Annotated in this window: 22 protein-coding genes; 8 read left to right on the forward strand and 14 right to left on the reverse strand. The window is 38.0% G+C overall.

Annotated elements, in window-relative coordinates:
* Positions 1 to 2: 2 nt before the first annotated feature.
* From fabD to plsX, 3 genes are all read right to left on the reverse strand, one after another.
* A complete protein-coding gene (gene fabD / locus CFPU101_RS06740; protein WP_206814555.1) occupies positions 3 to 884 on the reverse strand; it encodes an ACP S-malonyltransferase in 882 nt (293 codons plus the stop codon).
* Between the two features lie 81 nt (positions 885 to 965).
* The gene (locus CFPU101_RS06745; protein ID WP_206814556.1) at positions 966 to 1,946 is read right to left on the reverse strand and encodes a beta-ketoacyl-ACP synthase 3; all 981 of its coding nucleotides are present in this window, start codon (positions 1,944 to 1,946) and stop codon (positions 966 to 968) included.
* A gap of 64 nt (positions 1,947 to 2,010) precedes the next feature.
* Positions 2,011 to 3,066, reverse strand: coding sequence for a phosphate acyltransferase PlsX (gene plsX / locus CFPU101_RS06750; RefSeq protein WP_206814557.1), 1,056 nt, complete (start codon positions 3,064 to 3,066; stop codon positions 2,011 to 2,013).
* Between the two features lie 132 nt (positions 3,067 to 3,198).
* Here plsX and CFPU101_RS06755 point away from each other — a divergent pair, with 132 nt between their 5' ends.
* The 4 genes from CFPU101_RS06755 (at position 3,199) to CFPU101_RS06770 (ending at position 7,520) form a co-directional block, all read left to right on the forward strand.
* Entirely contained in the window at positions 3,199 to 4,491 is a 1,293-nt protein-coding gene (locus CFPU101_RS06755; protein WP_206814558.1) for a D-alanyl-D-alanine carboxypeptidase, read from the forward strand.
* A 193-nt stretch (positions 4,492 to 4,684) separates the two neighbouring features.
* Complete coding sequence (locus CFPU101_RS06760) at positions 4,685 to 6,007, forward strand: dolichyl-phosphate-mannose--protein mannosyltransferase (protein ID WP_206814559.1); 1,323 nt, start codon at positions 4,685 to 4,687, stop codon at positions 6,005 to 6,007.
* A 193-nt stretch (positions 6,008 to 6,200) separates the two neighbouring features.
* On the forward strand, positions 6,201 to 6,794 hold the full coding sequence (locus CFPU101_RS06765; RefSeq protein ID WP_206814560.1) for a cytochrome b/b6 domain-containing protein: 594 nt from the start codon (positions 6,201 to 6,203) through the stop codon (positions 6,792 to 6,794).
* Between the two features lie 9 nt (positions 6,795 to 6,803).
* Entirely contained in the window at positions 6,804 to 7,520 is a 717-nt protein-coding gene (locus CFPU101_RS06770; protein WP_206814561.1) for a molybdopterin-dependent oxidoreductase, read from the forward strand.
* Between the two features lie 40 nt (positions 7,521 to 7,560).
* On the opposite strand, the gene msrA is transcribed toward CFPU101_RS06770, so the two are convergent.
* Positions 7,561 to 8,232, reverse strand: a complete 672-nt coding sequence (msrA, locus tag CFPU101_RS06775) for a peptide-methionine (S)-S-oxide reductase MsrA (protein WP_206814562.1) — start codon at positions 8,230 to 8,232, stop codon at positions 7,561 to 7,563.
* 218 nt (positions 8,233 to 8,450) lie between these two features.
* On the opposite strand from msrA, the gene glmU reads away from it, so the two are divergent.
* Entirely contained in the window at positions 8,451 to 9,764 is a 1,314-nt protein-coding gene (gene glmU, locus CFPU101_RS06780) for a bifunctional UDP-N-acetylglucosamine diphosphorylase/glucosamine-1-phosphate N-acetyltransferase GlmU (protein ID WP_242577802.1), read from the forward strand.
* A 143-nt stretch (positions 9,765 to 9,907) separates the two neighbouring features.
* Positions 9,908 to 11,260, forward strand: coding sequence for a UDP-N-acetylmuramoyl-L-alanine--D-glutamate ligase (gene murD / locus CFPU101_RS06785; protein ID WP_206814564.1), 1,353 nt, complete (start codon positions 9,908 to 9,910; stop codon positions 11,258 to 11,260).
* 109 nt (positions 11,261 to 11,369) lie between these two features.
* Here the strand turns inward: murD and CFPU101_RS06790 are convergent, their stop codons facing one another.
* The 9 genes from CFPU101_RS06790 to CFPU101_RS06830 form a co-directional block, all read right to left on the reverse strand.
* Positions 11,370 to 14,051 carry a bifunctional metallophosphatase/5'-nucleotidase gene (locus CFPU101_RS06790; protein ID WP_206814565.1) on the reverse strand — a complete coding sequence of 894 codons (2,682 nt, stop codon included), beginning with the start codon at positions 14,049 to 14,051 and terminating at the stop codon, positions 11,370 to 11,372.
* Between the two features lie 236 nt (positions 14,052 to 14,287).
* Entirely contained in the window at positions 14,288 to 15,451 is a 1,164-nt protein-coding gene (locus CFPU101_RS06795; protein ID WP_206814566.1) for a pyridoxal phosphate-dependent aminotransferase, read from the reverse strand.
* A gap of 38 nt (positions 15,452 to 15,489) precedes the next feature.
* Positions 15,490 to 15,888 carry a serine O-acetyltransferase gene (locus tag CFPU101_RS06800; protein ID WP_242577803.1) on the reverse strand — a complete coding sequence of 133 codons (399 nt, stop codon included), beginning with the start codon at positions 15,886 to 15,888 and terminating at the stop codon, positions 15,490 to 15,492.
* A 145-nt stretch (positions 15,889 to 16,033) separates the two neighbouring features.
* On the reverse strand, positions 16,034 to 17,122 hold the full coding sequence (locus CFPU101_RS06805) for a substrate-binding domain-containing protein (protein ID WP_206814567.1): 1,089 nt from the start codon (positions 17,120 to 17,122) through the stop codon (positions 16,034 to 16,036).
* 14 nt (positions 17,123 to 17,136) lie between these two features.
* A complete protein-coding gene (locus CFPU101_RS06810) occupies positions 17,137 to 17,859 on the reverse strand; it encodes a hypothetical protein (RefSeq protein ID WP_242577804.1) in 723 nt (240 codons plus the stop codon).
* 7 nt (positions 17,860 to 17,866) lie between these two features.
* Entirely contained in the window at positions 17,867 to 19,579 is a 1,713-nt protein-coding gene (locus tag CFPU101_RS06815) for a VWA domain-containing protein (protein WP_206814568.1), read from the reverse strand.
* 172 nt (positions 19,580 to 19,751) lie between these two features.
* Positions 19,752 to 19,949 (reverse strand): hypothetical protein, encoded by a 198-nt coding sequence (locus CFPU101_RS06820; protein ID WP_206814569.1) that lies wholly within the window; start codon positions 19,947 to 19,949, stop codon positions 19,752 to 19,754.
* A gap of 137 nt (positions 19,950 to 20,086) precedes the next feature.
* Positions 20,087 to 21,136 carry an anthranilate phosphoribosyltransferase family protein gene (locus CFPU101_RS06825; protein ID WP_206814570.1) on the reverse strand — a complete coding sequence of 350 codons (1,050 nt, stop codon included), beginning with the start codon at positions 21,134 to 21,136 and terminating at the stop codon, positions 20,087 to 20,089.
* The gene (locus tag CFPU101_RS06830) at positions 21,133 to 22,143 is read right to left on the reverse strand and encodes a LysR family transcriptional regulator (RefSeq protein ID WP_206814571.1); all 1,011 of its coding nucleotides are present in this window, start codon (positions 22,141 to 22,143) and stop codon (positions 21,133 to 21,135) included. The genes CFPU101_RS06825 and CFPU101_RS06830 overlap by 4 nt, the downstream gene beginning before the upstream one ends.
* Before the next feature lie 205 nt (positions 22,144 to 22,348).
* Between CFPU101_RS06830 and CFPU101_RS06835 the strand changes: the two genes are divergently transcribed.
* Both CFPU101_RS06835 and CFPU101_RS06840 read left to right on the forward strand, forming a co-directional pair.
* On the forward strand, positions 22,349 to 22,900 hold the full coding sequence (locus CFPU101_RS06835; protein ID WP_206814572.1) for a hypothetical protein: 552 nt from the start codon (positions 22,349 to 22,351) through the stop codon (positions 22,898 to 22,900).
* A gap of 29 nt (positions 22,901 to 22,929) precedes the next feature.
* Complete coding sequence (locus CFPU101_RS06840; protein ID WP_206814573.1) at positions 22,930 to 23,748, forward strand: amino acid ABC transporter substrate-binding protein; 819 nt, start codon at positions 22,930 to 22,932, stop codon at positions 23,746 to 23,748.
* Between the two features lie 8 nt (positions 23,749 to 23,756).
* Here the strand turns inward: CFPU101_RS06840 and CFPU101_RS06845 are convergent, their stop codons facing one another.
* Positions 23,757 to 24,485: a precorrin-2 C(20)-methyltransferase gene (locus CFPU101_RS06845; protein ID WP_206814574.1), complete on the reverse strand. Its 729-nt coding sequence runs from the start codon at positions 24,483 to 24,485 to the stop codon at positions 23,757 to 23,759.
* Positions 24,486 to 24,794: the final 309 nt, after the last annotated feature.

The following is a 24,794-nucleotide window of genomic DNA, read 5'->3' on the forward strand; positions in this document are numbered from 1 at the left end:
ATTTATTGGCTAATATCCGCAAGTGTTCCCACATTTTTTAAGTCAATATCTGGACAAGTCCGTTTAACTAAACCCGTCAAGACTTTTCCTGGGCCAACTTCAATTACTTGGGTAATTTCTTCATTCGGTAATTGCAGCATAATTTCACGCCAGCGAACCGAACCCGTCATCTGTTGAATGAGTCGTGTTTTCAGGGTTTGCGCGTTGGTGGTTGGTGTGGGGTCAACATTCGATAAAACGGGGACTTTAGCATCATTAAACGATACAGAATCTAAAATCTGCTGAAACTGTTCGGCTGCGTCTTGCATTAAAGGTGAATGAAACGCCCCCGAAACTTTCAACGCGACAACCCGTTTAGCGGTAATTTGAGGAAGAACGGTATCGACTGCTTCAGGGGTTCCAGAAATGACTACTTGTTCACTACTGTTGTCGTTGGCTATCACTAGATCTGGTGTATTAATGATCAGGCTTTCTAGCTTTTCGCGATCAAACTTCATGACGGCAGCCATTTTGCCCCCTGCGGCTTGATCCATCAATTCGGCGCGTTTTTTAACTAATTTTAAACCTGTTTCAAAATCAAAGACTCTAGCGGCATAAAGAGCAGAATACTCACCTAAACTATGTCCTGCTACTAAATCGGGTAAATGACCCTTTTCGACTAGAATATCGGTCAAAATGCTTTCAATTACAAAGAGACAAGGTTGGGTATACAAAGTTTGGGATAATTGTTCTTCATCCCCTTGACATTTTTCTAAAACTGACCATCCTAAGATTTTTTCGGCTTGTTCAAAAAGTGCAGTTGCGGTTTTAGTTTCTTTTAAATCGACTCCCATTCCGACCGCTTGTGAACCCTGCCCAGGATAAATCCACGCTATTTTACTCATTTGATTAAAGTTGACTATCAATTAAAAGCATAGAATCCTAGTAAAGAGTTTTACCGTCACCTTTGTCAACAACAAATGAGCTTATTTTCCCCATTGAATAATCGCAGATCCCCAAGATAAACCCGCACCAAAGCCTGATGTCGCAATAATATCACCGTCTTTTACTTTTCTTTGACGGATTGCTTCATCTAGTGCAATGGGAATCGAAGCGGCTGAAGTATTACCGTACTCAGCAACATTACTAATGACTTTTTCACTTGTTATTTTTAAACGATCGGCTACTGCATCGATAATCCGTTGATTGGCTTGATGTAGTAATAACCAATCGAGATCAGCAGCACTCAAACCCGCATGATATAAAGCTTTTTCGATGACTTCGGGAACTTTTGCCACGGCAAAACGATAAACTTCCCGTCCATTCATGGTAATAAATTGATAATTTCCTTGCGTAATTTCTGCTTTTGTGTTAAGCGATTTTTCTAAACCTTGATAGCCGAGATTTAGCGAACTATTCTGGCTGCCATCGCTACACATTTCAAAGCCTAATAAGCGATCGCCTGTTTCAGTTGCCTGACAAACGATAGCCCCCGCACCATCGCCAAACAGAATACAAGTTCCGCGATCGTTCCAGTCCACCCAACGTGATAGTATATCTGCACCTATGACTAACACATTGCGATAACTACCAGTACGGATATACTGAGCCGCCGTCACCAAAGCAAAAACAAAGCCAGAACAAGCGGCTGTCAGATCAAAAGCAACCGCCCTAGAAGCCCCGATCAAGCTTTGTACTTGGCAAGCACTTCCAAAAAGGTCATCAGGGCTAGAGGTGGCAAGAAGGATTAAATCGAGGTCATTGGGTGCCAGTCCCGACATCTCTAGAGCTTTTGAAGCAGCTTGCGCCGACAGTTGACTAAGAGAAACAGAGGAAGACGCTAAATGTCGCTTACCAATGCCTGTACGCGCTTTAATCCATTCGTCAGAGGTATCAACCATCAGAGCGAGATCATTATTACTTAGAAATTGATCTGGTGTGGCTGAGCCACTTCCTGTTATCGTCATCCCAAATCTCAACGCTTTCCTCCCTTAATCAATCTTCATTATCAGTTTGGCTTGAAAAAAGAAATTATGATTCATTGCTCACAGATAACTTTTCTGCTTTCTCAAAGCTAGACTGCTTATTGTATGAGCGAATACGCTCAATCACCTGATGATCGATCGCTTCTGTTGCTAGACGAATTGCATTAAAAATCGACGGAGCTTGTGAGCTTCCATGACTAATAATACACACGCCATCGACTCCGAATAACAACGCGCCACCATGTTCAGCATGATCCATTCGTTGTTTAATCCGTTTTAAGTTCGGCTTTAACAAAGCGGTTCCGATTTGTCCCCTAATACCTTGAGGTAATTCTTCTCTGAGGATTTGTAGCATCACTTCGCCAATTGCTTCGGCAAACTTTAGTAATATATTGCCCACAAATCCATCACAAACAATCACATCAAAATCGCCTTTGAGGACATCTCGCCCCTCCGCATTTCCCCCAAAAGCGATCCCCTGATTCGCCTCAAGTAGTTCATGCGTTCTAATTGCCAAGTCATTTCCTTTGGTTGGTTCTTCCCCAATATTGAGTAAACCTACTTTCGGGTTTTGGACATCCATCACGAATTTACTGTAAACCGTTCCCATGATGGCGAACTGTTCTAAGTATTTAGGCTTACAATCGACATTCGCCCCAACATCGAGAACGATCACCGATTTTCCAGCGAGTAGAGTCGGTAAAACAGCACCGATCGCGGGACGATCAATACCTTTAATTCGTCCTAAACGAAGTAATGCTGCTGCCATCGCCGCCCCTGAATGTCCTGCTGAAACTACCGCATCGGCTCGTTTTTGTTTAACGAGATCCATTGCTACGTTAATCGAGGCTTTCGGTTTACGTCGTAATGCCACCAGTGGCTCCTCTTCCATTGAAACCACCCCTTCTGAGGGGACAATTTCTAGATTTTTCGGGCTGTGATGGTGTTGCTGTAAATAGGATTCGATGTGTTGAGCATCGCCTACGAGTAAAATGTCTACATCGAGTTCAGCCGCCGCGCGGATCGCCCCTGAGATAATTTCATTAGGGGCATAATCACCGCCCATAGCGTCTACTGCAATTTTTGCGCGAGTTGATGCCATTGATCAAAAGTTATAAAAGCTTCAAAGATTTTACCAAAGCCCTTGACAGATGCCGAAGGATTAGGGATTAGTGATTGAATGTTTAAACAATTATTATCACTTTACACAATTATGCGTCATTTGAGGTAGAAGATGCGGAATATTCTCAGTTTAATGTTACCAGGGTTTTTGATGAATCTTTTGGGGCAACAACCACAGCCCTTACAACCGATCCCTTTGATGTCTTGGGAGTCTTCGGCTATTTTTGCTTTACCGACTCAAGATGATCCAACGGTAGCAGCAATGGTTACAAACTATTTAAAAAACTTATCGGCGCTTGGTTTGGGTTCTCAAAATCAGCGTGTTTGGATCGAAACAGAATGGGCGGAGTTAGCTAATCAAGGCGGAACGGTACCAACTTCGGCCGCGTCTTTAACTAAAGTTGCTACCACTTTAGCCTCTGTTGAAACTTGGCCGTTAGATCATCGTTTTGAGACGCGGATTTATCACACAGGAAATCTAGTTAACGGAGTGGTTAATGGGGATTTAATTGTCGAAGGAACAGGCGATCCAATGTTTGTCTGGGAAGAAGCGATCGCAGTCGCCCAGTCTCTCACTCAAGCGGGTATCCGTCAAATTAAAGGAAATTTATTCATTATGGGTCAGTTTGCTATGAATTTCAAGACTGATCCTCTAATAGCAGGTGAATTGTTTAAACAAGGCATCAACTCCGAGCAATGGTCAACCGTGGTCGAAAGTCAATACGCAAAATTACCTGATGGAACCATACGATCCAAAATTGCGATCGCTGGACGGGTTCAAAAAACAGATCAACTTCCAAGAAATGCTAAATTACTTTTAAAACATCAATCTTTAACCTTAGCTGAATTACTTAAACAAATGAATTTGTATAGTAATAATGCGATGTCGGAAATGTTAGCCGAATTAGTCGGGGGACATGAAGCCGTCAGACAAATTATCATTAAAACTGCTAAAGTTTCTCCAGATGAAATACAGTTAGTAAACGGTTCGGGCTTAAGTGTGGATAATCGTATTTCGCCCCGCGCTGTCTGTCAAATTTTTCAAGCTTTAGAACAACAATTAGTAGCTAAACAGATGAGTGTTACTGATTTATTTCCTGTTGGAGGACGGGATAAAGATGGTACTATGCACTGGCGCGAAATTCCTTATGGTGTAGCAATTAAAACAGGAACTTTAGCTCAAGTAAGTGCTTTAGCGGGTATGATTCCTACAAAAGAACGGGGTCAAGTTTGGTTTGCTATTCTTAATTCTGGCGGTAATATTGAAGGTTTTCGTAATCAACAAGATCAACTTTTACAACAATTATCAACTCATTGGCAATTAACCCCAATTCTTCCCCCAATTTCGCCAGTTATTCAAGTTTTTTTGGGTGATCCAAGTCGAAATATATTGGCTAAAGAATAGAAAATATTTTTAAAATTAAGGTTAGTGGGTTTAAACAATTGAATCAATATTATAGGCAGCCAGAGAATAAATTCTCGCATCTTAAGCAAAAGTCTATTTTAATGGACTAAAAAGAATACAATTAGTTGGTTTTAACCCACTGTAGCTATAAGGTGCGGGTTTTTAATCCTGATATATTATTTTGGCTTGTTACATGAATTCTATTTATAAATTAAAAGATGTATCTTTAGTCCAATACAGAATAGGAATGATTAGCCTATTTATTGTGGCTTTATTCCTTCGTTTTTGGAAAATTAGTCAATTTAATAGTCTTGTTTTCGACGAAGTTTATTATGCTAAATATGCTAATGATTATTTGATTAGTACCGATTTTTTTAATTCCCATCCTCCTTTAAGTCAATATATTATTGCAATTGGAATTTGGTTAGGTTCTCATGTTCCTGCTTCACCAGACACAATTAATAACTTAACAGGTTCGATGCGTTCAACCTTTAGTTATCGTTGGATTAATGCGTTTAGTGGATCATTTATTCCAATTATAGTAGGTGCGCTCGCATATCAATTAACTCAACGACGTAGTTACAGTTTAATTGCTACTTTTTTAGTTGTTTTAGATGGCTTATTTTTAGTCGAATCTCGCTATGCTTTAAATAATATTTATCTGGTTTTATTTGGTTTATTAGGTCAACTTTGCTTTTTATTATCTCTCCGAACTAACAATAAAAATCGTTATTTGATTCTTTCTGGATTTTTTCTTGGTTGTTCTATTGCCGTAAAATGGAACGGATTAGCCTTTTTATTAGGGATTTTTTTAATCATTATTTTATTTAAAGAATATTTTAGACTTTTAAACTGGTCAAGACTTTTCTTATCTTTAGTCATTATTCCATTATTCACTTATTCGCTTCTCTGGATACCGCATTTAATCATGAATCCTCAATATAATTTTTGGGAAGTGCATCAAGAAATTTTAGCATTTCATCAAAAAATTAAAGGAAATGATTCTCATATTCATCCCTATTGCTCACCTTGGTATAGTTGGTTAGTCATGTGGCGACCCATTGCTTATTTTTATCAAACAGAAACAATCAACAATCAAAAGATTATCTATGATGTCCATGCAATGGGAAATCCGCTTTTGTGGTGGTTATCTACTTTATCTATTATCATGTTTTTCGGATTTTTTCTCTTAATTTTGTTTAAGAAAAGTAATTTTTATCTTTTTCTACTCATTTACATTATTTCTAATTATCTAACTAATCTTTTACCTTGGTCAGCAGTGAGTCGCTGTACTTTCATTTATCATTACTTAGGGGCTTATGTTTTTGCAATACTGGCTTTAGCGTGGTTAATTGATACTTGGTTATACAGTGATTTATTAAATTATAAAATTTTAGGAATAATTACTTTAATCTTGATTGCTGTAGCATTTGTTTATTGGCTACCGATTTATTTAGGTCTTCCTTTAACTGAACAAGAATTTGGGATGAGAATGATATTTAATAACTGGATTTAGTTAATGATGATTTGGGACGTTTTTAGATTAGTTTGTTTTTAGGTTGGGTTGGGAAACCAAACCCCTACAGTGGCTTTAAAAAAGACTATTTTTAGCATTCTCAGGTAATTCTCAGATAATAGTCAGGAAAAGTTTAGGTTTTTCTGGTACAACTACCAATAGGAAAGATGATTTAAGTTTTTCATGATTAATTATGACTTCTTCAAACAGCAAAAGCCCACAAACACCCAAACAAGCTTTTCTAGCAAAGACTTTTCATTGGATAAATATTATTAGTCTAATGATCATGATGACTAGCGGACTACAGATCTATAATGCTAATCCAGTTTTTGGCGGGCGGGATGGTTGGGAAGTTCCAGACTTTTTTCTGTTGGGTGGTTGGTTAGCAGGTGGGAGACACTGGCATTTTGCGGCGATGTGGTTTTATGGGCTAAACTTACTTTGGTACGGAATTTATGTTTTTGCTACTCGTCGTTGGCGAATTCGGTTTGCTAGTACACGTGACCTAAAAACTCTCCAGATTGAGAACCTAAAACGTAAGAACTACGCATGGCATCGGTTAATTTATACGGCTATTATTCCCGTTCTGCTGTTGGCGATCTTAAGTGGTCTTGCGATGTATAAACCAGCACAATTTTACTGGCTTTCTGGTTTATTTGGTGACTGGCAGACTTTACGAGTTGCTCACTTGTTTACGGTTCCTGCGATCGTTGTTTTTACCTTGATTCATTCTCTACTTGCGCTGAATGTGGGTAGTTTTCGACTAATTAAATCTATGTTTGTTTAAAAGTTGGCTATGAGTTTAATTTTTCCTAAGCGCACGTTATCCCGTCGTCAATTGCTTAAAATATCGGGTCTTACTGGAATGGGTTTGTTACTCGATAGCTGTGGTACAACTTTTTTATCAGATACCATGGGTCGAACATTTGAACCACTTAATCAAAAGTTGGAAGAACTGCTATTAACTCAACATCCTATTCCTGAATTTCCCATAAGTGCTATTGAACCCGATAAGTTATTGATTAATACTTTTGACTTTAGCCCAAAAATTGATCTTACACAGTTTCGCCTCAAAATTGATGGAGAAGTCGATCAGCCAAAACAGTTCAGTATGACGGAGATCCAGAATTTTCCATTAACTTCGATGGTTATTCGACATATTTGTGTAGAAGGTTGGGCAGCGATCGTTCAGTGGGGTGGGGTAAGATTACGAGACTTAATTAGTTTAGCTCAACCGAGATCAAACGCTCGTTATGTTTATTTTAAATCGGCTGATGGCTACTATGAAAGTTGGGATATCGCCTCAGCACTACATCCACAAACTTTGATGGTTTATCAGAAAAATGGAGAACCTTTACCCGTTGCTAATGGTGCGCCGCTTCGTTTAGCATCTCCCGTTAAGTTAGGCTATAAACAAAGTAAATGGGTGACTCAAATTACTTTAGTTGATCGGCTATTACCGATGAAAGGCTACTGGGAAGATCGCGGGTATGAATGGTTTGCAGGATTATAATTGATGAATTGTAGGGGTTTGGTCTCCAAACCCAATTAATTTAAGAACCGCTATTTTGTTTATAAAGGTTGGGATACTGTTTCTGTAGTTGAACCAGTTTGGGTAAGTCATGCACTACCACGTAAGGATAATTCGGGTTACGATCAATAAAATTTTGATGATAGTCTTCTGCTGCATAAAAATCTTTTAAAGGAACTAATTGAGTAGCGATCGGTTTACCAAAAGTATCGGCTTTGTTAAGCTGATCGATATAAGCTTGTGCGGCTTGTCTCTGTTCCTCAGTAGCGTAAAAGATGGCTGAACGATATTGCGTACCAGAGTCGGGCCCCTGACGGTTTAACTGTGTAGGATCATGTGCCACTGAAAAATAAATCTTCAGAATTTGTTCATAGGATATCACCGACGGATCGTAAGTAATTTTCACTGATTCAGCGTGTTCGGTTTGTCCAGAACTCACTCTATAATAGTTCGCTGTTTCAGCATTGCCACCCGAAAAGCCAGATATAACCTCAGAAACACCTTTAAGATGCTCAAAAACCGCTTCCATTCCCCAGAAACACCCACCCGCTAAAACTGCCGTTTGATTTCCATGAGTCGAAGTCGAAATATTCGTCACAGGATCGGGAAACGACGCATGGGAAACATTACAAGAAAAAGTAACAAAAGATACGGAAATAATAAATAAACTGTGTAGCAAAAAGCGAACAGACATGGTTCTTATAAATCCTAATCTAACTTAGCTTTTAGCTTAGATCTTGTACCTGAAGAGTTTCTGAGGACTGCCTGAGATTTTTTTCATGATTTCAAACAGGTCAATTGAATCATCAAGGTGTCATTACACGCTATACTTTTGTCGAGAAGAACGTCGAAACATAACACATAGCAGCAATGGTAGCGGTAGCAATATTGGCGGCGGGACGTGGAACTCGCATGAAATCCAAACTCCCCAAAGTATTACACTATTTGGGGGGACAATCGTTAGTGGAACGAGTCATCGACAGTTGTCAGATGATTAACCCGCTACGGCGTATGATTATTATTGGTTATCAAGGCGATCGCGTCAAAGAAGCCTTACAGCATAAAGATAACTTGGAATATGTCGAACAAAAAGAACAGTTAGGAACAGGTCATGCGATACAGCAGCTTATTCCTTATCTACAAGATTTTGAGGGCGATCTTTTGGTCTTAAATGGTGATGTTCCGCTTTTACGGAAAGAAACCATTCAACAACTTTTAGCAACTCATAAAACCCATCAAAACGCAGCCACTTTATTAACAGCAAACTTACCCAACCCGAAAGGTTATGGACGAGTTTTCTGTGATGGTCATAATTTAGTCACTCAGATCGTCGAAGAAAGAGACTGTAATGACGCACAACGGAAAAATTGTCGTATTAATGGCGGCATTTATTGTTTTAATTGGTCAAAATTGCGAGAAATTCTGCCTAATCTTAAATCTAATAATGATCAACAAGAATATTATTTAACGGATGCAGTAAATTTTCTTGATCCTGTAATGGCTTTAGATGTCGATGATTATCTCGAAATTAGCGGGATTAACGATCGTAAACAACTCGCCACTGCTCATGATATCCTACAGGTTAGAATTAAAGAACACTGGATGCGTGAAGGTGTGACCCTCATTGATCCTGATAGCATTACGATCGATGACACGGTAAAGTTAGGAACAGATGTCATCATTGAACCGCAAACCCATCTTAGAGGTGATAGTGTTATTGGTTCGGGAAGTCGGATCGGGCCTGGGACTTTAATCGAAAATAGTCAGATCGGGGAAAATGTAACAGTAATGTATTCTGTGATCACCGATAGCGAGGTGGGACATCAAAGTAAGGTCGGCCCCTATGCCCATTTACGAGGTGAGGCTAAAATCGGATCTGCCTGTAGAATTGGAAATTTTGTCGAAGTTAAAAAGTCTGCGATCGGTGACAAGTCTAATGCTGCTCATTTATCTTATTTAGGAGATGCAACATTAGGCGAAAAAGTCAATATCGGTGCAGGAACCATCACAGCTAACTACGATGGGGTGAAAAAACATCCGACGAAAATCGGAAATCGTAGTAAAACGGGGGCTAATAGCGTTTTAGTTGCGCCAGTTACTTTGGGTGAAGATGTGACTATTGCTGCTGGATCAGTTATTACAAAGGATGTTCCCAATGATGCTTTAGGGATCGCTAGGGAAAAACAGCGTAATGTCGAAGGATGGCGCATGGCGACTAAAGATTAAATTAATGACACTATTACGTCAGTTAGTGCGTCACAGGCGTGGAGATGCAAGCTTTAAGTGTCTCTACGTTTAGAGTTAGTTACATCTTAAAGAGAACCAATAAGATACAATTCCCCATATTGAGCGCAGGGTAAGGTAAATTGATGGCGACAGCAGAGATTATAGGATTAGGTCGATCGGGAATCGCAGCAGCAAGATGTCTAAAACGAGAAGGCTGGATCGTTAAATTGAACGATCGTTCCAATACTCCAGCATTAGAAGCCACTCAACAAGATTTACAACAAGAAGGGATTATCGTTCAGCTAGGACATTCTTTAACTCTCGATCCTGAAAATCTACCCAGTCTAATTGTTGTTAGTCCAGGTGTACCTTGGGATCTGCCGATTTTAGTCGAAGCTAGAGAAAAAGGAATTAATATGATCGGAGAATTAGAGTTAGCTTGGCGATATCTTAAGTCTTTTCCTTGGGTTGGTATTACGGGAACCAATGGCAAAACCACGACAACCTCACTAATTGCGGCTATCTTTAAAACGGCGAGTTTAAATGCTCCTGCTTGTGGCAATATTGGTTATGCAGCTTGTGAACTTGCTTTAGTCGATCAACTCAATTACGATTGGATCATTGCTGAAGTGAGTAGCTATCAGATTGAATCATCCTCTGAACTTGCGCCACAAATTGGACTCTGGACAACTTTTACTCCTGATCACCTCAGCCGTCATAAAACTTTAGAGAATTATTATAATATTAAGGCTTCTCTTTTACAGCGATCGCGTCATCAAGTTTTTAACGGGGATGATCCTTATCTGAGAAATATTGGCTTAAGTCAGTGGCATAACGCCTATTGGACATCGGTTAAAGGAAAAGATGCTTTACTGTGTGATCCAGCTAGAGGGGTTTATATCCAAGATAATTGGGTGGTTGCTTTTGGTGAATTGATTTTACCCGTCAATCTTTTTAAGATGGTTGGCGATCACAACAAACAAAACCTACTGATGGCGGTTGCTGTGGCTAGGTTAGCGGGTGTGGAAAAAAGTGCGATCGTTTCTGCTATGGCAACTTTTTCAGGGGTTCCTCATCGTCTTGAGTCTGTTTGTACGGTATCGGGTGTTCATTTCATCAATGATAGTAAAGCAACGAACTATGATGCTGCTGAAGTAGGTTTAGCGTCTGTCGATGCGCCAGTGATCTTAATTGCAGGTGGTGAAGCGAAAGAGGGAGATGATACCCGATGGCTAAACAAAATTCAAGAAAAAGCGGCTAGTGTTTTACTTATTGGAGAAGCCGCCTCAACTTTTGCTAAACGCTTGACAGAAATCAATTATTGTGCATACGAAATTGTCGAAACGATGGATCAAGCAGTGACTCGAAGTTTAGAAGTTGCTAAAGAAAAAGGCGCGAAGGTGGTTTTATTATCGCCCGCTTGCGCCAGTTTCGATCAGTACAGCAGTTTTGAACATCGAGGAGATCATTTTAAGCAGTTGTGTTTACAGTTGTAGATCAACAACGTTAGCTTAATTCCCCTCGCCAATATAAAAGTTTTCCTTATAGTTCCCTCTCCTTTTAGGAGAGGGTTAGGGTGAGGTGGAGAGGGGTTAGGGGTGAGGTTTACACCAAAGTTAATCTTTCTTCGGCCCGACCCGCTAAAATATAGTGTTGAAAACCACTTTGGAAAAAACCTGCAGTAATAGCATTGGCGACATCGGGGTAAGTAGTCAAATACTGATTTTCATTGAATAAAGAACTGGGGTTGCGTTTTTCACCTTGTCCAAATCGAAGATAATGATCGAAACCATCAATAAAGCTTCCTGCTGCTACAGCATTCTCCACATCAGGGTTAAAAGTCAGATAATAATCTTCGTTATACAAAGAGAGTAGGGGTAAACGGTTTTCATCTAGACCATATCTCAAATAGTGTTCAAAACCACTTTGGAATTCATCAACGGCTATAGAACTTACCACATCAGGATTATTCATGAGATAATCAAGTTCATCAAAAAGCTCACTCGGATCGCGGCGTTCTAATTGTCCAAATGTAACATAGTGTTGGAAACCCGTTGAAAAAATTCCTGTAGCAACGGCATTCGCTACATCAGGGTTAGAAGTTAGATAATAACTTTCGTTATACAGAGTACTCGGATTTCGTCCTTCATTTAAACCCAAATTGATGTAATGTTCATAACCACTACTATATTGACCATTACTAACGGCAGTTTGAACATCTGGGTATTCACTTAGATAATAAGTTTCATCAAAAAGACGAGTTAGAGAGATATTATTTAGGAAAACAGGATCAATTGAAATATCCCTAACATATCCAGTACGGCTAAGTTGTTCGATATTAAAGATACCCACTTGGGCATTAGAATTAAATACAGCATCGGAACGGAAGGCTAAATTTTGAATGCGTGTATCTAAGGTTCTCGGTACATCGTCTTGATGATAGGCTGTACTCGAAGTGGCATAGTTTCTCGCTAGATATTCGGCTAAAGCATCTTGTTCTGAACCATCGGGGGAAAATGTCGCAACACCTGTACGTGGGGCTTCTTCTGGCTGATTTAGATTAATTCGATTCGTCTGTTGTGGATCAAATGTATTAAATGGATAACTATCGCCACCATCGGCTAAAAATCCTAATGTAACAATACGGAAGATTCGGTTAGGATCGCCTACTAATTCTCCATTACGGGCTAAAACGTCGATCATATTCCCGTTTTCGTCTTTAATGGCGGCTGAAATAATTCTATCGCCATTCACACGAGTTAGATCAAAACTAAAGGATACACCACTAATTTGAGGAAAACGACCTTGGGAACTGGCTTGATCATTAGTACTATCAGCAACGCCATGTTCTAAAATCTGTAATAGTTGGGCTGCGTTGAGAGTCAGAAGCGTTAAACCATTATTAAAACTCAGGGCATTTCCGATATCGAGTTGAGAGACACCCCCTTCTGGTTTACCTGTCAAGGTGTTGGCTGCAGGGGGTAAACGGATCGGATCAGCGTTACTTGGTACAATAATTTGACCGATACTATTCCGAATACCACCACCATTTTTAATCGATATAGTTACTGTTGGATCATAGTCTTGGGCAATTTCTAGGTTAGCATCGGCGGTTAAGTTACCTAAATTGGTTTCTTGGTTTCGGACACCATCAACACCCGTTCCCGCACGATTCCCATTAAGATAAAAGTTAGTAACACCGAAAGTCTGACTTTCTAGGGCGTTAATTTGAGTTTGTAAAGCTTGAGTAATGGCGACAATTTCTGGATCAGGAGTTCCTCCTAAGTCGGCAACTCCTTGATCATCAGTAGCATAAGCCCCGCTAATAATGGGATTATAGCTACTGGGAATGATTACGCCATTATCATCAAAATCAATGACTAACCGCCCAACATATTTATAGTTTCCATCAGTATTAACAATTGCTATTGGGTTTCCGTCTGCCCCTGTGGTAAAAATTGGATAATCGCCCTGTTTAGTATCATCAGCCCTCAAACGATCGTTACTATCGAGTAAACGAGTGTTAGAACCGCCTCCAACGATAATATCAACATTTCTCATATAGGGGGCTAATGCTTGTTCGATGCTTAACTGCTGCATATGTGTCGCCAGAATTACCTTATCTAAATCGGGATTCGTTTGGAGCAGTTGATCGACCGATGCCTGTAAAATATTGGCTAAGGCTTGAAGATCATTAGGATCATTTTCATCAAAGTCAGCAGGAGAAACACCGACATTTCCAGTTGAGGAGATTGATTTTAAAATCGGTGTTGTACCGCCAACAATCCCAATTTTTTCGCCATTAACCGTGATAATCGTACTTTTCGCTATTTTCCCTGGAATGGTACTGGCTTCTTGTCCGTCTGCGGTTACAAAACCACTTAAATTTGCTTCTGGACTAAAATCTAGGTTAGCACTCAGATAGGGAAAATTTAGCCCCTCATAATTTAGAGTCGGATCTGGTGTAAAGATATTTTTTAGAACGCTTGTTCCAAAATCAAATTCATGATTACCTAATGTACTAACTTGAATGCCTAACTCATTAAGGATTTTAATATCGGCGCGTCCTGCTGAACCATAGATACTATTACTTGCAGAAGACCAAACCCCTGGAATATAGTTATCGCCTGAAGAAAGCGTTAGAGTATTCGTATAATCTGGAGTACCATCACCGTTATTATCTTGATTTCTTAAAGCATTTAGTACCGCGCTAAAACGGGGCGCATCTTGTAGGGCAGGGATAGCCGCTTCAAAGTCCGAAGCGTGTAAAAGTTGGAAGGTAAACATGGAATTACTATTAGCAACCTGAAATAATCAATAGTTGAGTAGGAAAATGATTCTTCTGCTAAAAGAACAATCTTTAGTAAGATTCCATACCAACATTAACCAGTGATTATCATTGAGTTAAAAAGTATTCCTGATCATTCCCCCTCAATGTATCAAAAGTATTCCTCATAATTCCCTCTCCTCGCAGGAAAAGGTTAGGGTGAGGTAGAGGGGGCTAGAGTGAGGTGAATTGAGTATTAACTTAAAATGTCTCGTAAACCTTTAACAAATCTTTCCATCCCTTCTGCTGCGGTTTCAGGTGGCAATGAACCATAAGCTAACCGTAAATAACACCCATCCGTCATCCCAAAGGTTGAACCAGGGAGAACCGCTATTTTATGTTTTTCGATTAATGTTTTGACTAACCAGAAATCATCTAGATCTCGATTAACTTTGAGAAAGAAATAAAACGCCCCATCAGCAGGTGTAATCGTACATAAATCTTGAATAGATTGCAAGGATTCTAAAACAATTTTTCTGACAAGAGCAATTTTTTCTAAATGTCCCTGACAATAAGCTTTACCCGCTTTCAACGCGCCTAATGCTGCATATTGAGAGATGACGGGAGGACAAATAACGATCGTATCTTGAATTTTATTAATCGCGACAAATAAATGTTCTGGAATAATCATATAACCAATCCGCCAACTTGCAAAACCATAGGCTTTCGATAAGCTATAAAGCGAAATAGTATAATCTTGACTGCCTGAGATTGAACCGGGAGAAAAATGTTTAATCCCGTCATAGGTGAAATATTCATAGACTTCATCATTAATATGATAAATTCCCTTTCTTTGGCAAATTTCATTTACTTCTCTAATCAGAGATTCGGAATAAACCACACCTGTCGGGTTATTTGGTGAAATTGTAACAACTGCTCTTGTTTTTTCAGTAATTGCTGCTTCTATCGCATCAGGACGAGGTTGATAATTTTCATCCGTTTTTACTAATACTGGATGACAACCCGCCATCATAATCGCCATCTCATGATTAAAATAATAAGGCGTATTGAGAATAATTTCATCACCAACTGATGTAATAGCTAGGATGGCATTCATATAAGCCATATTTCCGCCTGCTGTGACGATAATTCTTTGTTTGGTCAGATGAATATGATTATCTTCTTGTAATTTTTCTTCAATTGCTGTTAATAGTGTCGGTATTCCATAGACAGCTTTATATTTATGATTTTCTGCATCGGCTAAAAAAGCTGATAAAGTCTCTATTGACTCTACAGGAGGACTATAAGAAACAACACCTTGACCGAGTGAAATTGTACCAACATTCTCTCTAATTAACTGTCCCACTACAGGAATAATCGGAGATTGTACATCTTCCATTCGAGAGAGATATGAATTCATATGTTAAATACTTTTAACGTAGATAGATTGCTCTAAGCTTAAAATAAAATTGACTCTGGAGATTGAGAAATAATTCTAGCTGGAATACCAACAGCCGTAGCACCTTCAGGAACATTTGATAAAACTACAGCATTGGCACCGATTTTAGCATGATTGCCAATTTTAATAGGTCGAATAATTTTAGCCCCTGCGCCAATATCAACGTGACCCCCAATTTGTACATCTCCCACAATTGTTACTTGCTGTAAAATTAAACAGTTAGAGCCGATAACTGCTGAGGGATGAATAACAATTCCTATCGGATGAGGCATTAATAGCCCTCCTTCAATCTGACAATTAAGGGGAATATCAGCACCAGCTACTACACTCCAAAAACGATGTTGTAATACATACAACTGTTTAATAATATGAGCTAGAAAAGCTGTTTTTTTTGCCATTTTTGATATTTCCGTAAAGCTTTTAAAAGTTGCTTTTAAGGAGTCCACTATCTTGTTAAATACTCCCAAATTCAATCGGCTTCTGTTGCTTATATTTCAGGCATAATAGTGTAATATTTTCTAGATTCTTTTTCATTATTTTAACTTAATTTGCTCGTTCCCACAAACGTTGTATTTCGCCGATGGTTTGAGGTTTTGGGGGTTCAATGGTATTGACTGGGGGATTAATTTCAGAACCTGGGATATTTTGTGACCAAGGACTATTAGGAACAGATTGTAAATCAATTCCATTGATAACTGGTCTAAATCCATATTGAATAAAAACTTTTTGTTGTTCGGGTTCTTGTAAATAATTAATAAATTTTTGCGCTGCTTTAGCTTTTTGATTTCCGACATTACGACGAACAATTGCAGCCGTAGCTACTGTTTCAACCGTAGGAGATAGATAATAAATTTGATAAGGTTTTCCTTGATTTAAACTAGATTGTGAATAGCGATAAAGTGCATTACTTTCATATACAGTAGCAACGTCGGCATCATTTGACCCACGAGTAATAAATTCTTGTAACAAAATATCAGTAGAACGAGGTGGGAGATAAACTGAATTTTTAATTGTTCTAAATAATTCTTCAATTTGTGGATCATTCAAATTTTTACCTTTCGATTTTACCCATAAATTTAGAGTGATTTGACCACTATTAGAACGAGTTGGATCAGTGGTTAAAAAATCAAAGCTTCCCCAATTATTTTGACCACCTATTTTTTGCCAATTGCCATCTTCCATCGCTTTTTCTAATTTCTTCCAATCAAAACGACCATCAGGAAATATGATTTTTCCTCGCTCTGGCCAAGCAATACCCACTAAAAAGGTCTTAGCAATTTTTTCAGGTTGTTCATAAAAAGCATCACTTTGATTCTGACTTCGCCAACGTTGTTCTAATTCATCTAAAAATTCGGCAGAAGCAGGAATTAAAACAGTCGGATTAAAATCATTTTTTTCATCGATATAATTATTAACGATATCCTGTGAGCCTTGAAATTTTAATTCAAGTTTAGTATTAGGATTTTCTTGCTCGAATTTTGTTTCTATTTGTTTTAAGGGTTCAGTTAATTCTGTTCCACTGACAACATAAATTATTTGATTAACTCCAGGTAAAGGAAGATAAGCTAATCCTAATGATGTTGCTGAAATTAAAACTGAAGTAAGAATTTTTTGGCTTTTATCTTTTGACATAAAATCATCAATTACTAAATTAAAATATTAACGTTGTCTTGAACTTGATTAAGTTCTTGGCTTAATTTTTGTAATTCTTTTATTTCTTCAAAGTTATTAAGATTAGATGTTCTCAGTTTATTCTGTAATTCTTGTAAAACTCCTGCTGAAGTTTGGACTAAAGTATGTAAGTTTAAAATTTGTGCTTGACGAGTATCTTGTCCTGTTTGGGTTAGTTGTAAGTTCCGTTTTATACTTGTTTCTAATTGTTCTAGTTGTTGTTTAGCCACTCCAGAGGCGAAAGGAATTTTAGCTTGTATTTCTTGAAGCTGTTTTTCTAATTGATCTGGGGAAAAAAGCGAATCAGAAAAGGAAATTTTTTGACTTAATATATCGATTTTTTGCGGAAGTTCTGTAATGCGATCGCAAGCTGATTGAACAGCAACTAATAAATCTAATTGAAAATCTCCTATCGTCAAAGATTGATTGGCTTCTTTTAATAAAATTTCTGATTTAGTAACAATTGCTTGCGCTAAAACTTTAATCTGTTTTAATTCTTGTTCAAGTTGTTGTTTGGCTATTTTTTCTGTATCAGGTTCTCTAGATTTAAGAAAAATCGCGCTTCCTGTGGCAACCGCAGCCGCAGTAGGTAAAATAAGAGGATTAGGAATGCTTAAAATCCTTACGCCAACAAGTAAAGAAACTCCACCTATTAAAATAGCAATCGGATAATCAAAAGGATTAACAAGTTTCAGCATATTTTTTCTAGAATTCTAATTGTAATTCTGACATCACTGTTGAAATTGTTTCGGGATCTCCCTTGCGATAATAGCCACCATTATTTTCAGAAATCTGTTTTAAAACGTCTGGATTAAAATCACCATCTTTTCCATAACCAATCGTAAAGAAGGCAATTCTTTGATCGGTATTAAAACCACTTTTTTGTAATTCTTGATTAAGAGACTCTAGAGAAATTCTAGATCCAGAATCTTCGCCATCTGTTAAAACAATCACAGCATTAATCGCATTAGGCTTTAAATTCTTTTGTAGCCAGTTTCTCGCATCTAAAGTAGCATCATATAGCCGCGTCCCTCCATAAGCCTTTAATCCCGAAATAAATTGTAATCCTATGTCTTTTCCTTGGGGGGTACCATCAACAATTACGGCTTGACGGATTTCAGTATCAAAATCAATTAAAGCGACCTTTTCTTTAGGCCCCAAACTATTGATATAGTTATTCAAAGTATTTTGTACAGAAGGTAATTTATTTCCCTCCATCGACCCCGATGAATCTACAACAATAACCACCTGTGAAGGTTTTTTAGCATACTCTTGCCAAGATTTTAACATGGCATTAACAACTTCAGGTTTAGGTGATCGTAATGAGTCATATTTAGCATTCGGATCAACTCCAAATTGAGAAGAAAACTTAGCCCCTAATGCGATACCTGGAACCCCTGGACGTAACCCTAAATCTGTTGCAATTTTTTGCCCATCTGGAGAACGTAAATACTCAATTACTTTTTCAGAAGCGGCTTTTTCATCAGCATTAATCCAAGGTGCATCTACAAGAATTGCCCGCATATTTGAGGTAAAAGTTGCTTGTGGATAAATCGCCTCATAACGAGTTTGTGAAGTATTTTGATTGCTATTGGCTTCAATGACAGAAGATTCATAAACTGAGCCAATTGATGCCCAAAATAAGCCATTTTTAACCATATCTTTCGCTAAAGAATGGGTCGAAATTCCATAACGAGTAACTTTACTTTGTATTTTTTGTACTTGGGGTTGATACTTTTGAATATCTGCTATAGTTAATTGTTCTGGACGTTTTCTCGATACATCAACAAATTGAGTAACAAGGGTTTGTAGACCTGAATTAGATCGTGTTGGGGCAGCATGAACGTAATAAATCGGTAATTTAGGACTGTTTGGATTAATATCTTGATAGGTTTTTGCAGTTTCCAACTCTTTAAATAGATTAGCTTGTTTGCGTAGTCCTGATGCTACTTCAGCAGGTACCATAAAAACCATTGGACTATTTGCTAATAAAGGCGCGTCTGTAATTTCAGGTATATAGTTTTGCCCTGGAAAAAGTTGATCAATTTGTGCTTTCAACTGTGCGTAATAGATTTCGCCGTCAGTTGAAATTAAACTGGGAAATTCGGGGGCATCTGCATTAATAGTTCCCTGCTGCAACTGTTTAGCCAAAGTAACAACACTATTAACAACATCACCACTTCCTTTTGCTTCACATTTTAAATAAAATGCTTGTCCGTTATCTAATTTGGGTTGCTGTTGATTAAATTGAGTCGCAGCTTGATTACAATATTGTTCTAATGCACTACCGACTAAAAATTTAACTTCAAATCCCTGTACATTAGGTGTTGACTGATTGTTATTACAAGAACTTAACAGGAGAATACTAATAGCTATACCAAAAAGAGATGAACGTTGTTTAATTGCTTTTGCTTTCATAAATTCAGCGATTTTTAAGCTCTTACTATATCATCACCGTCTTTCGTTATCTTTATGAAAAAAGTCAAGCTGATTTTAGATCGTTATCTTTAGTATTCCCAAAAATCTGACACCGAAAGCACACTGAATTAAATTTAAGGATAGATTAAGAAAATCTACCCTAAACGTTCAATTAATCAATTACCCAATATCCGTTACGTCGCCAGTATTGCTCTTTAAGGGCTTGTTCTAGTTGTTCTTGAGCAATGAAACCTTGTTGCAACAAAAGTTCACCTAATTTATGGTTGCTATCTTTTTGCTGGTTAACCGTTGTCTCTAACTGATTAAGGGAAACCCATCGCTTTTTCAGTAGAATTTGACCCAACAACATAAAATGCTATTCCTGTCTTCTCTCAAATTAATCTAAATAATACTTCAGTTGCTTAAGGTCACTTTACGGAAACTTTAAGCTAATTACCGAATAAAATTGACGTATTTTTGATAAATTTTTGATTGATTAACTAATTTTTAACCTAAAGATGAAATCTCTTTTAACTTTTCTGCTAGTTTACCTTCTTTTAGCATGACTTCCGCTTGTTCAAAACCTGTTTTTAGATCCTCAGAAACGCCACATCTCCATAAATAAAAGCCACCATTAAGAATAGCAGCATCTTTTAATTCATTATCTTGACCTTGAATTAACCCTTGCATTAATGCGATCGCTTGTTCAGTTGATTCTAGAATAACATCTGTTGGTTTGAACCCATATTCACGCGGATCTAACAGAAAACGCTCAAAATACGGAGATTCACCTGCATGACCAAAACCAATAATCGCAGTACGACTACAAGAGAGATCACAACTCCCTTCTAATCCTTTAATCGATGTAAAATAAGAAATTCCTTTAAGAGCAAAGGTTTTAAGAAAGCGTTCCTCAGTAGGCGGATGAACATACCCCGAAATGGGATGAATATTCCCAGTACAAGGTAACCACATTAATTCCATCGTAGCAATTGGCGGACGTTTCCCAATTTGATCGCGGTAGGGAACTAAATGATCAGCCAAGGGAAAATGATTTGGTATATAAATAAAAGCTAAACCTGTTTTTTCTAAAAATTGTTGCGTTTGTGCTAAATCTTGTTGAGTGAAATCAACCCCCAAACCTTGCCAAAGTGTGACCAAAGGAACACCGTATTTAGTCGGCATAATACCCCCACCATGCAAGACTACAGGTACCCCTGAAGCAACTAGCATTAATGTCGTAATTGGAGTGACGGGGACGGTTCGGGTTCTGCCATCATAAGGGTTACCGAAGATTACCACTGGTTTATCAAAAGGCAAATGGTCAATCTCTAAACGTGGCCCTAGTTCGTCATAGATATCTAGCATTCCCGCGAGTTCTTCTGGACTAGGACGCTTGATCCGATGTGCAATGAGAAACGCCCCAATTTGTGCGGGGGTTGCTTCTTTTAATAACATTTGACGGGTGGCAACGGCTGCTTCAGAACGGCTTAAATCTTTGCCTGTATGAACGCCACTGCCAATGGTTTTTAGTAACTCACGAAAGGTTTGACTCATGATCGATCGTTTTTAGAGATTAATTCAGTTGCCAATAATTTAGAGGTTTCGGCAAATAGAGAGGGAAAAGGCTGAAAGCGTCCTTGTCGTACTAATTCACAAAAATGAGCAATCGGAGGGATTTGTAAGCGATCGCTCGTTGTTACCATCACGACTTGACGGGTAGGACGGAGTTTTAGTTTACCATTCGTTGCTGCATTCGCGTTAAATTCGGGAGGAAACGCAATGGGACGAACGGCTAGGGTTTCATCTTGATAAGCATCGAATAATGCCGACTGGGGTAGTAATGCGACCATATTTCCCTGTCTGACAACTCCCCGAAAAGCGTCTAGGGTGTTCAATTCCATGGCCATTTTCAGGGGGGCATCTTGGCGAGAAAACCATTCTTGTACTAGGCGTTGCATTCCGTAACCATCTTTAAAGACGACTTGGGGATAGTTTACTAAATCTGACCACAACACCTCAGAATATTGATTCAGTGGGTGATTAGCAGCCATAAGAACTTCGATTTGTTCTTCGTAGAGGACTTCGACGACCATTTCAGGACTCGCGGTTAAAAATCGGTTGTGCATGACGATCGCCACATCCACCAAGCCATCCCGTAGCACTTTTAATGCGCGATCGCTTCCTAATGCTGTCACCCGTAGTTGTACTTCTGGATAGTCTCGGCAAAAATGCTGTAAGACGGGGGGTAAGTAATGGGAACATACCGAATGAATACCAGCAACACATAATTCAGGTTGTTTTCCTAAGTGTAAGTCTTCTATTTCTTTATGAATTATTGTCCATTCTGTGCAAATTTTTTTGGCCCTAGATAACAGTTTTTCGCCCGCTATGGTTAACTTCGCTTGGGCAGTGCGGTGGAATAACGGTAAACCTAAATCTATTTCTAGTGACTGGATCTGACGACTAATAGTAGATTGTGTCACCCCACATTGTCGGGCGGCTTGTCCAAAATTACCGGTTTCAGCAACCGCTAAAAAAGCTTGTAACTGCTCAATTCGCATTCTGTCTAAAATTACATTATTTCATCGTGTTTATGACAATACTGAATTTTGTCACCTAATTTAGTACTCTTTGATACAGCTAATTAAATATTTTCTGCCAATGTGTTTTTAGAGTTGTGCTTAATTTGTTAGATAGAAACTCTTGAAAAAAAATCAGTTAAACTGGATACAATTTTAGTTTTTGTAGTGAACTTTATTTCTTGATATGTCTTCTAATCCTATCGCTACGTTTCGGATTTCTCCACTGATTCGACTGACTCTACTCCTACTCTATATCTCGCTGACCTTGCCCTTACCTTTTTTGGCTAAATTTACCAATGCACCGATCAGTTCGATTTTTTTATGGATTGGTTTGGGACTCGGTTTTATTGTGCTATATGGGGCATTAGGGGAACAAGTTATTTTAAATGACGATCAAATTAGTGTGGTTTATCCTCGTTGGTTTCCCTCTTTTTTACGCAAAGGATGGTCATTATATTGGAACGAGATTAAAGACCTAAAGCTTAGAACAACTGGGCAAGGAGGGCTTGTTTATTATTTTATTAGTCAAGAACAGACCCGCGCTTATCTTTTACCAATGCGAGTCGCTGGCTTTTCCCGTTTAGTAAAAATTGTTGAAGAAAAAACCAAAATTAATACATCTGATATTCGCCCTCTCTCACAACCTTGGATGTATTTAATTTTATTCGTTTTTACTTTACTCTTACTCTTAATCGATGCTTGGACTATTTGGACAGCAACCACTCAAACTTTTTAGAAATACTTTAACATACTTTAACAAACCCAATGTACCAAAAAACTCTACTCGCTTTTCTAATTTTATTTCTATTTCCTCTACAAGTTTTTGCTGAAACTATCTTAGAGAAAGTTAAGCGAACTGGGGAACTTAACGCCGCTACTCGCCAAGATGCGATTCCTTTTGGTTACATTGATAATAATAATCAATGGACGGGCTATTCTTTAGATTTAATTTTATTAATTCGTCAACAATTAGAAAAAGAATTAAATCGACCTGTTAAACTCAAATTAACTGAATCGACTGTAGATAACCGCTTTGATAATATTCAAAGTAAAAAAGTTGATTTGATTTGTGATCCGACAACCATGACACAAGAGAGGTTAGAAAAAATTGATTTTTCGGTTCCCTATTTTATGACTGGTTCACAGTTTCTTATTAAACTACAAGAGGCACCAAAATTCGATGTTAATGGTACATTAGAAAATGTTCCAATTGCTTATATTCCAAATACAACAACTGATCAAATCATTCGTCAAATTTATCCGTTTGCTAAATGGAAAATCGTCAAAAGTCGCTCAGAAGGAGTCGAAAAACTTAAAACGGGTGAAGTTGCTGCGGTGGCAAGTGATGGTATTTTATTAATTGGGGAACTGGTGCGAAATGGCAATGATCCTAAAGAATTTGCTTTAACACCAAGACAACCGATGACAACAGAACTTTATGGCTGTATCTTGCCGAAAAATGATCCTAAATGGAAACAATTTATCAATCAAGTTATTACTAGCCCAAATCATCAAGAAATACAGAAAAAATGGTTTAATGTTGAGCAAGGTTCTTTTCCTTATACCGTTCGTGTTGAACCTTAGATAATATTTTAAGATATAGGGTTTGGTTTGCCAGACCCTTTAATAATTAACACCGAAAAATAGGACAATTTTAACTCAGGATAATTGCTTAAATCTTTGTAAATCACCTGATTAGAACAAGTAGCTCGTTCTACAATAAAACTTGTCTCTAATAAATTCAACTGTTTTAAAATAGTCCAAACTTGTTGATAAACTGAACTAACTTTCATCAATACTACAACATCAGCCCACAATAAAACAGATTCTAACTCTTGAATGGTGTATAAGGCAGGTAAAATAACGATTTTTTCATGATGTTTGGTTAATGGAATTCCTAATGCAGATGCAGCAGCAAGAGGGGAACAAACACCAGGTATCATTTCTATTTTGACTTCAGGATAATTGAGTGCTACCGTTTGAGCAAGATAATTAAAGGTGCTATAAAAACTGATATCTCCTTCACACGCAAAAGCAACATCTTGTCCTAATTTTAAATAGTTCCAAACTTCGTTAGCTGCCTTTTCCCATGCTTGTTGTAATAAATGTTCGTCTTGAATATAGGGAAATTCTAGGGCCAATTGAGTTTGTTCTGAGAGTAACCAAGATTTAATAATTTGTTCTGCAATTCCTGGTTTATTATTCATTCCAGACGGAAAAGCTACCGTTTTTACTTGTTGTAATAATCGTAAACCTTTAACCGTAATTAATTCTGCGTCTCCTGTTCCTACACTAATTCCATAAAGAGTACCAATGTTCATAGTTTGTATCAAATCTTACTTTAATCATGCTAACTCAGAAATCATTTCATTAGACAAAATATAGATATTGAGGTGAATTTTCCTCCTAACCCGCTCCACCTCACCAAACGCCCTTTCCTAAACGAGAGGAGAATAAAATTATCTTTCACGGCTCAAAAACAATGAGATAGATTAATCAGCAAAATTCGACAAAAGTCTGAAAAAATCTTGATAAACATTGATAATCAGTAAATTTCGTGATGTAATTCCGATAAAGTTGTAGGTAGACTTCTAGAATCTAGAGTCATCGTCTTTTCTCTAATGATTAGA

Origin of the sequence: Chroococcus sp. FPU101, from assembly GCF_017312365.1 — a bacterium.
Taxonomy (GTDB): Bacteria; Cyanobacteriota; Cyanobacteriia; order Cyanobacteriales; family Microcystaceae; genus Chroococcus.

What these genes read in the sequence shown, in the direction of transcription:
- murD (WP_206814564.1), top strand. Translation starts at nt 9,908, where the DNA reads ATGGCGACAGCAGAGATTATAGGATTAGGTCGATCGGGAATCGCAGCA.
- CFPU101_RS06755 (WP_206814558.1), top strand. Translation starts at nt 3,199, where the DNA reads ATGCGGAATATTCTCAGTTTAATGTTACCAGGGTTTTTGATGAATCTT.
- CFPU101_RS06830 (WP_206814571.1), bottom strand. Translation starts at nt 22,143, where the DNA reads ATGCGAATTGAGCAGTTACAAGCTTTTTTAGCGGTTGCTGAAACCGGT.
- CFPU101_RS06770 (WP_206814561.1), top strand. Translation starts at nt 6,804, where the DNA reads ATGAGTTTAATTTTTCCTAAGCGCACGTTATCCCGTCGTCAATTGCTT.
- CFPU101_RS06825 (WP_206814570.1), bottom strand. Translation starts at nt 21,136, where the DNA reads ATGAGTCAAACCTTTCGTGAGTTACTAAAAACCATTGGCAGTGGCGTT.
- CFPU101_RS06800 (WP_242577803.1), bottom strand. Translation starts at nt 15,888, where the DNA reads ATGGCAAAAAAAACAGCTTTTCTAGCTCATATTATTAAACAGTTGTAT.
- CFPU101_RS06790 (WP_206814565.1), bottom strand. Translation starts at nt 14,051, where the DNA reads ATGTTTACCTTCCAACTTTTACACGCTTCGGACTTTGAAGCGGCTATC.
- CFPU101_RS06835 (WP_206814572.1), top strand. Translation starts at nt 22,349, where the DNA reads ATGTCTTCTAATCCTATCGCTACGTTTCGGATTTCTCCACTGATTCGA.
- CFPU101_RS06810 (WP_242577804.1), bottom strand. Translation starts at nt 17,859, where the DNA reads ATGCTGAAACTTGTTAATCCTTTTGATTATCCGATTGCTATTTTAATA.
- glmU (WP_242577802.1), top strand. Translation starts at nt 8,451, where the DNA reads ATGAAATCCAAACTCCCCAAAGTATTACACTATTTGGGGGGACAATCG.
- CFPU101_RS06815 (WP_206814568.1), bottom strand. Translation starts at nt 19,579, where the DNA reads ATGAAAGCAAAAGCAATTAAACAACGTTCATCTCTTTTTGGTATAGCT.
- msrA (WP_206814562.1), bottom strand. Translation starts at nt 8,232, where the DNA reads ATGTCTGTTCGCTTTTTGCTACACAGTTTATTTATTATTTCCGTATCT.
- CFPU101_RS06795 (WP_206814566.1), bottom strand. Translation starts at nt 15,451, where the DNA reads ATGAATTCATATCTCTCTCGAATGGAAGATGTACAATCTCCGATTATT.
- CFPU101_RS06840 (WP_206814573.1), top strand. Translation starts at nt 22,930, where the DNA reads ATGTACCAAAAAACTCTACTCGCTTTTCTAATTTTATTTCTATTTCCT.
- CFPU101_RS06820 (WP_206814569.1), bottom strand. Translation starts at nt 19,949, where the DNA reads ATGTTGTTGGGTCAAATTCTACTGAAAAAGCGATGGGTTTCCCTTAAT.
- CFPU101_RS06745 (WP_206814556.1), bottom strand. Translation starts at nt 1,946, where the DNA reads ATGACGATAACAGGAAGTGGCTCAGCCACACCAGATCAATTTCTAAGT.
- plsX (WP_206814557.1), bottom strand. Translation starts at nt 3,066, where the DNA reads ATGGCATCAACTCGCGCAAAAATTGCAGTAGACGCTATGGGCGGTGAT.
- fabD (WP_206814555.1), bottom strand. Translation starts at nt 884, where the DNA reads ATGAGTAAAATAGCGTGGATTTATCCTGGGCAGGGTTCACAAGCGGTC.
- CFPU101_RS06765 (WP_206814560.1), top strand. Translation starts at nt 6,201, where the DNA reads ATGACTTCTTCAAACAGCAAAAGCCCACAAACACCCAAACAAGCTTTT.
- CFPU101_RS06805 (WP_206814567.1), bottom strand. Translation starts at nt 17,122, where the DNA reads ATGTCAAAAGATAAAAGCCAAAAAATTCTTACTTCAGTTTTAATTTCA.
- CFPU101_RS06845 (WP_206814574.1), bottom strand. Translation starts at nt 24,485, where the DNA reads ATGAACATTGGTACTCTTTATGGAATTAGTGTAGGAACAGGAGACGCA.
- CFPU101_RS06760 (WP_206814559.1), top strand. Translation starts at nt 4,685, where the DNA reads ATGAATTCTATTTATAAATTAAAAGATGTATCTTTAGTCCAATACAGA.